This is a genomic window from Kitasatospora sp. NPDC056783, from assembly GCF_042789895.1.
Lineage (GTDB): Bacteria > Actinomycetota > Actinomycetes > Streptomycetales > Streptomycetaceae > Kitasatospora.
This window is the reverse complement of the sequence record NZ_JBHUAF010000451.1, coordinates 1-6466: the sequence shown is the minus strand read 5'-3', so window position 1 is coordinate 6466 and position 6466 is coordinate 1. Positions and strand designations below refer to the sequence as shown.

At 71.5% G+C, this 6466-nt stretch carries 4 protein-coding genes and 1 pseudogene; 2 read left to right on the top strand and 3 right to left on the bottom strand.

From position 1 onward, the window contains the following. Window positions 1-35: 35 nt before the first annotated feature. Window positions 36-2339, bottom strand: coding sequence for a glycosyl hydrolase family 18 protein (locus tag ACFRMQ_RS36510; protein WP_380735139.1), 2304 nt, complete (start codon window positions 2337-2339; stop codon window positions 36-38). Between the two features lie 272 nt (window positions 2340-2611). Then, window positions 2612-3598, bottom strand: a complete 987-nt coding sequence (locus ACFRMQ_RS36505; RefSeq protein WP_380735138.1) for an ArsR/SmtB family transcription factor — start codon at window positions 3596-3598, stop codon at window positions 2612-2614. A 218-nt stretch (window positions 3599-3816) separates the two neighbouring features. Here ACFRMQ_RS36505 and ACFRMQ_RS36500 point away from each other — a divergent pair, with 218 nt between their 5' ends. Both ACFRMQ_RS36500 and ACFRMQ_RS36495 read left to right on the top strand, forming a co-directional pair. Continuing rightward, window positions 3817-5112, top strand: a complete 1296-nt coding sequence (locus ACFRMQ_RS36500) for an MFS transporter (protein WP_380735137.1) — start codon at window positions 3817-3819, stop codon at window positions 5110-5112. A gap of 253 nt (window positions 5113-5365) precedes the next feature. Next, on the top strand, window positions 5366-6139 hold the full coding sequence (locus ACFRMQ_RS36495) for an enoyl-CoA hydratase family protein (RefSeq protein ID WP_380735136.1): 774 nt from the start codon (window positions 5366-5368) through the stop codon (window positions 6137-6139). A 142-nt stretch (window positions 6140-6281) separates the two neighbouring features. Here the strand turns inward: ACFRMQ_RS36495 and ACFRMQ_RS36490 are convergent. Further along, window positions 6282-6466 (bottom strand): annotated as a pseudogene (locus tag ACFRMQ_RS36490) (hypothetical protein); the annotation flags it as partial.

The following is a 6466-nucleotide window of genomic DNA, read 5'->3' as shown; positions in this document are numbered from 1 at the left end:
GAGGGACACCGGCCCCTTTTCCGTCGGGGGGTCGGTTACTTGAGCCCGCCGTCCAGCGCGGACATCAGGGTGCCGGACGGGGTGTCGCCGGACAGCTCCCAGATCATCCCGCCGAGCAGGCCCTTCGACTTGAGGTAGGCCGTCTTCTGCGAGATCGACCAGGCGTCGTCGAAGGTCCACCACTGTCCGCCGGCTCCCGTGTAGCCGTACGTCGCGATGGACTTGGGGTCGTGGTAGACGGTGAGGTTGGAGAGGCTGGTGATCAGGTTGTTGTACCCGCGGGTACCGGCCTCATCGGAGAACTGGCCCGGTGCGGCGCCGTTCGCGGACTGCCAGGCGCCGTTCGCCCCACCGTCCGTGACGCTCTGCCAGCCGCGTCCGTAGAACGGGAAGCCGATGGTCAGCTTGCGCGGGTTGACCCCGGCGTTCAGGTAGGTCTGGACGGCGGTGTCCACACTGAAGTGGTTGGTGTAGGGGTCGTTCGGGTCGTTGTAGAGGTTGGAGGCGTGGCCGGTGCGGTTGGGCTCCCAGGAGTTGTCGCTGCCCGAGCCGTGGAAGTCGTAGCCCTGGACGTTGGCGATGTCCATCGAGCCGAAGATCTTCGAGAGGTCCCAGCCGGCGGCGACCTTCGCCGGGTCGGCCGGGGTGAAGGCGGTGAGCAGCTTGTGCGAGCCGCCCAACCCGTCCAACTGCTTGCGGAATTCGGCCATCAGCAGCGTCAGGTTGTCCTTGTCGTTGACGCTCCAGTGGTTGCCCGGGTGGCCGTCGCCGGAACCGGGCCACTCCCAGTCGATGTCGAAGCCGTCGAAGATGCCCGCTGCCACGCCGTCGCCGCCGGCGCCGTTGTAGGCGGGCAGGTTGCCCTTGATCCAGGTGTCGACGCAGGACTTGACGAACTTCTGGCGGGACGCGTCGGTGGCGGCGACGTCGGAGAAGTACTTGGAGTAGGTCCAGCCGCCGAGCGAGACGACCACCTTCAGGTTCGGGTACTTGGCCTTGAGCTTCTTCAACTGGTTGAGGTTGCCGCGGAGTTTGCCCCAGCCGTCGTCGGCCACGCCGTCGACCGACTGGGCCGCGCTCATCGGCCGGCCGTAGTCCGCGTCGGCGTCACCGGCGCCGGTGCCCTGGTCCGGGTCCTCGGGATTGCTGGTGGTGCCCTTGGTGACACCGGCCATGCAGGTCAGGTTGACCGGATCGATGTTCTCGAAGGCGTAGTTGATGACGTCGAGCTTGGCGGCGGCGCCTGAGGTGTCCAGGTTCTTGACGAAGTACTGACGGCCGTAGATGCCCCACTGGACGAAGTAGCCGACCCGGGCGTACTTCCCGGCGCCGACCAGGTCCGAGGTGGTCACGGCGAGCGGGGCGGAGGCGGGCGAGGCGTTGTCGGCGGGGTCGCGGGCCTTCACGGTGAACGTGTAGGTGGTGGACGGGGAGAGGCTGCCGACGGTCGCGGTGAGCGTGCTGCCGGTGACCGTGGTCACCAGCGTGCCGCCCTGGTAGACGTCGTACGCGGCGACCCGGACGTTGTCCGTCGCGGCGTTCCAGGCGAGCGTCACGTCCGACGAACTGACTGCTGTGGCGCGCAGGTTGGTCGGCGCGGTGGGCGGCTGGGTGTCGGTGGACGGGTCGAAGGTGGACGCGGTGACGGACGCGCTGAGCGGACCGGTGTTGCCGCGGCTGTCCTTGGCCCGGACGGTCAGGGTGTACGAGGTCGCCGGGGTGAGGCCGGTGGCCAGGGCGCCGGTGGTCGGGCTGGAGGCGATGACGGTGCTGCCGTTCAGCACGTCGTAGGAGGCCACCGGGAAGTCCCCGCCGGTGGCGGCCGACCACTTCAGGGCGAGCGTGTGGGCGGTGGACTCGGTGACGGTCGGGGTGCCCGGGGCGGACGGCGGGACGTCGGGGGTGCCGTCGCACTTGTCGCCGTTGATGCGGCAGTTGAGCGGGGTGGAGACCGGGCCGTTGCCGACGAACCAGAAGCTGTACGGTTCGGTGGTGCTGTGGGCGTTGACGGTGGAGTTGTAGAACGCGGCCGTGGCGGTGACGTGTTGACCGTTCACGGTGGCGGTGCCGTTGTAGCTGTTGCCGATGGTCACGCCGGCCGGGAGGTCGAACTCCAGGGTCCAGCCGCTCACCGCGGTCGCGTTGTCGTTGTGGACGATGTAGGTGCCCTGCCACCAGGAGCCGTTGTTGGCGGTGGTGAAGGCGGCGGTGAGCTTTCCGGCGGCGTTCGCCGGGGTGGCCAGCGCGGTGAGCGCGGCGAGGGGGAGGAGCAGGACGCTGAGCAGTGCGAGCAGTCTGCTGCGCACGCGCGGGCGCCCGGCCCGGGATCGAGCGGACATGGTTCTCCCTGTGATCGTGGGGGTTGAACAGGGTGATGTAGAACCGGGGTTGATCCGTGTGCGATCGGTGCCCGCGCCGTTGGGGAGACGGGGCATGGGCACTGTAGGAGGACTGGACCAATGCGTCAACAGGTCTGTACCACTTGAGGGTTGGGGCGGTGGTGGCGGGAGCCGGGCGTGGGGGTCGGGGAGGCGGGTGACAGATGACAGATGACAGATTTCAACTTCTGTTATCCGTCACCTGTTCTCTGTCATCCGCCATTCCTCGTCCGTCATCTGTTTGTCCCCGTCAACTCGTCCCCGAGCGGGCTGCGCCGGTACAGCACCGAGCGGCCGTGGCGGGCTTTGGTGACCAGACCGGTGGCGGCCAGGACGGACAGGTGCTGACTGACGGCGCCCGGGGTGACGCCCAAGCGGTAGGAGAGCTCGGTGGTGGAGGCGGCCTCGGAGAGGAGGGCCAGCAGTCTGGCCTTCGGCGCGCCTACCAGCGCCTCCAGGGCCCGCGGCGGCACCGGCGCACCCTCGCCCGCCATACCCGCCTGCCCGCGGGCCGGGTAACTGATCTGGGGCGCGCGCTCGTTGCCGATCATCGTGATCGCACCACGGACGAAGAAGGTCGGGCAGAGCACGAGCCCGCGTCCGTCCACCGGGGTCTCCACGTCCCGGTCCGTCCACTGCCGGTCGATCGAGAGCGCGCCGTCCTCCCAGTGGAGCCGGTGGTCCAGGTCGGCGAACAGCGTCGCGGCTCCGTGCTGGGCGAGCAGCCGGGCGCGGTAGACCAGGTCGGCCTCCAGTACCGCGCGGGCTTGCGGCCACCAGGCGGGCGCGAGACACAGCTCCCAGTACTCCTCCAAGGCGTCGGCGATCCGCGCCAGGAGCCGCGCCGGATCGGTGAGTCCGGCGGCGAGCACGGCCGGCATCGGTTGGCCGTTCAGGACGAAGGTCTGCTCGAGTTCGGGGCGCAGCTGCTCCGGCGGCAGTGCGCGGACGCTGGCCAGCTCGGTGCGGAACTCGGGGGAGGGGGAGGTCGGGCGGGGCGTCAGGAAGTCCGGGACGAAGCGGTTCTCGGCGACGAGCGAGAGCAGCAGTCGGGAGTCCAGACGCTCGAAGGAGGGCCTGAGCTGCTCGAAGGACCGGGTCTGGAGGTGGTAGACGCCTGGGTGGGTCCACATCCGCAGGCTCAGCGCGGCCTCGTGGATCGGCGAGGCGGCGAACCACGTGGTGGCGAGGTCGGCCAGGCGGAGGGTGAACCGGTGCACGAGGAGCGTCCTTCCGCGGGGGATCGGGCCTTGGATTCAGCCAGAGCCTAAATGAGTACCCGGACCGGACCGGCGAGCGGTGGGATCACCGCATGACCACCCCGACCGCGGAGTCCTCCGCACCTTCCCCCGCCGTGCCCGAAAGTCCCGCCGGGTCCGTGACCGCGACCGGGTTTGGGACCGTGACCGGGTCCGCGACCGTGACCGGAACCCTGACCGTGACCGCCCCCGTGAGGGCAGGCGCCGACGGGCTCCCCGCCGCTCTGCGACGGCGCTTGCACCCCGATCCGACGGTCCGTCGGCTGGCCGGGATCACCCTGGTCAACACCGTGGGCAACGGCCTGTCCCTCGCCGTCGCGGTGCTCTTCTTCACCCGGGTGCTCGGTCTGAGCGCCGCCCAGCTCGGCCTGGGGCTGACCGCCGCCGGCCTGTGCGGGGTGATCGCCAGCGTGCCGGCCGGCCGGGCCGCCGACCGCTGGGGTGCCCGGCGGGTGCTGGTGGCACTGGTCACGGCGCAGGCGATCGGTACCGCCGGCTATGTGCTGGTGCGCAGCTACCCGGCCTTCGTCGCGCTGGCCTGCCTGGTCTCCGCCGTCGACCGGGGGTCCGCCGCGGTACGGAACGCGCTCTACGCCGAGGTGCTGCCCGCTGACCGCCGGGTGGAGGGCCGGGCCTATCTGCGGGTGGTGACCAACGTGGGCATCTGCGGGGGCACGGCGCTCGGCGCGATCGCGCTCCAGCTGGACACCCGGCCGGTCTACTTGACGGCGATCGTGGCCGACGCCGCGTCCTTCGTGGTGGTCGCCGTGCTGTTCCACCGTCTCGCCGACCCGCGGCGCCCGGCGGTGTTCGGGCCCGCACGGGAAGTCGGCGTCGCGACCCAGCCTCCCGGCGAGGGCGCAGAGTGGGGCAGTCGTCGGAACCCGGCTCTGCGGGACGGCCCGTTCCTCGCCGTGACGGTGCTGAACGCCGTGCTCTGCCTCCAGTTCGCCGTCCTTGAGGTAGGTGTTCCGCTCTGGATCGTCCAGGAGACCGAGGCGCCGCGGATCACCGTCGCCGGCACCCTGATCGTCAACACGCTGCTGGTGATCGCCCTTCAGATGCGGGCCACCAGGGGCACCGAGGAACGGTCGGGCGCCACCCGCGCCTGTGGTCGGGCCGGACTGGTGCTCGCCGCCTCCTGCCTGGTCATCTCGTTCGCCCACGGTTTGCCCGCGATCCTCGCGGCGGTGGTGGTGCTCGGCGGGGTGGCGCTCCAGTCGCTCGGAGAGGTGGTCGGGCAGGCGGGCGGCTGGGCGCTCAGCTACGACCTCGCGGGCGAACGCGACCACGGCGCCTACCAGGGTGTGTTCAACGCGGGTACCGCCGCCGCGATGATGGCCGGCCCGGCGCTGGTCAGCACCCTGGTGATCGGGTACGGGACGACCGGCTGGACCGTTCTCGGCGGACTGCTGGCGGCGGCGGGCCTGGGCATGCGTCCGGCCGTGCGGTGGGCCGGGCGGCGGGGCAGGTGACGAGTGGCGGCCGGCGGATGACGAGTGGCGGCCGACGGCTGACAGCTGACAGCTGACAGATTTCAACATCTGTCATCCGTTCGCTGTCATCTGGTATCGGTGGCCCGCCAGGCGCCCGCCTCCGGCCGCCGGACACGGCCGGCTCTGGCCGAGGGGCGGGTGGGCGTGCCAGAGTCGTCCGGGCGCCGTCCGGGCAACTCCCGGACCGCGCCCGCAGTCCGACCCACCCTCAGCCGGAAGGCAGGCCCCGCCGATGACCAGCGCAGCGCCCCTCGTCCGCGTCAGCACCACCGACGCCGTCACCACGCTCACGCTCGACTCGCCGCACAACCGCAACGCGCTCTCCACTCGGCTGATGGCCGAGCTGCACGCCGGGCTGGCCTCCGCCGCGGCCGACCCGGAGGTTCGCGCGGTGGTGCTCGGGCACACCGGCAAGGTGTTCTGCGCGGGCGCGGACCTCTCCGAGGCGACCGGCGCCGACCCGACGGTCGGCCCGCGCGGCCTGGTCGAGCTCCAGCGGGCGATCGTCGACTGCGCCAAGCCGGTGATCGCCGTCATCGACGGACACGTACGGGCGGGCGGCCTCGGCCTGGTCGGCGCGGCGGACCTCGCCGTCGCGGGACCGGCCTCGACCTTCGCCTTCACGGAGGTCCGGCTCGGCCTCGCGCCCGCCGTCATCTCGCTGCCGCTGCGTCCGAAGCTGGAGCCGCGCGCCGCGTCCCGCTACTACCTCACCGGCGAGGTCTTCGACGCCGCCGAGGCCGCCCGGATCGGGCTGATCACCAGCGCCACCGAGTCCGCGGAGGACACCGGCGTGGTGCTGAAGGGCCTGCTGGACGCGCTGCGCCAAGGCTCCCCGCAGGGTCTGGCGGAGTCGAAGCGGCTGGCCAATGCCGAGGTGGTGCGCTCCTTCGAACGGGACGCGGAGGAACTGGTGGAGCTGTCGGCGCGGCTGTTCGGTTCGGCGGAGGCACAGGAGGGGATGCGCTCCTTCCTGGAGAAGCGGCCCGCTCGCTGGGTGCGCTGACGCCGAGGGCCCCGGGGGTTCCGCTCGTCCGTCCGGGGCCCTGACCGTCGTTGCGCCTCAAGACGCCTCAAGACGCCTCAAGACGCCTCAAGACGCCTCAGGGCCCGGCGGGGCGCGGCGGGGCGCGGCGCGAGGGTCGAGCTCAGATCGCCGCCGCGTTGTGCCAGAGGTCGAGCAGGCTCCGGTCACCGCTCACCTCGACCTGCCGGGCCTGCCCGGCGGCCAGCCGGTTCCAGAGCAGCGGGTAGAGCTCGCCGGCGGGACCGCTGAGGGTCAGGTCGGCCGGCTCGGAGGTCTCGCCGGTGGTGACGGCCGGCGGCTCCTGGG

Coding starts and splice junctions, on each gene's coding strand:
- ACFRMQ_RS36510 (WP_380735139.1), bottom strand. CDS start 2,339: ATGTCCGCTCGATCCCGGGCCGGGCGCCCGCGCGTGCGCAGCAGACTG.
- ACFRMQ_RS36495 (WP_380735136.1), top strand. CDS start 5,366: ATGACCAGCGCAGCGCCCCTCGTCCGCGTCAGCACCACCGACGCCGTC.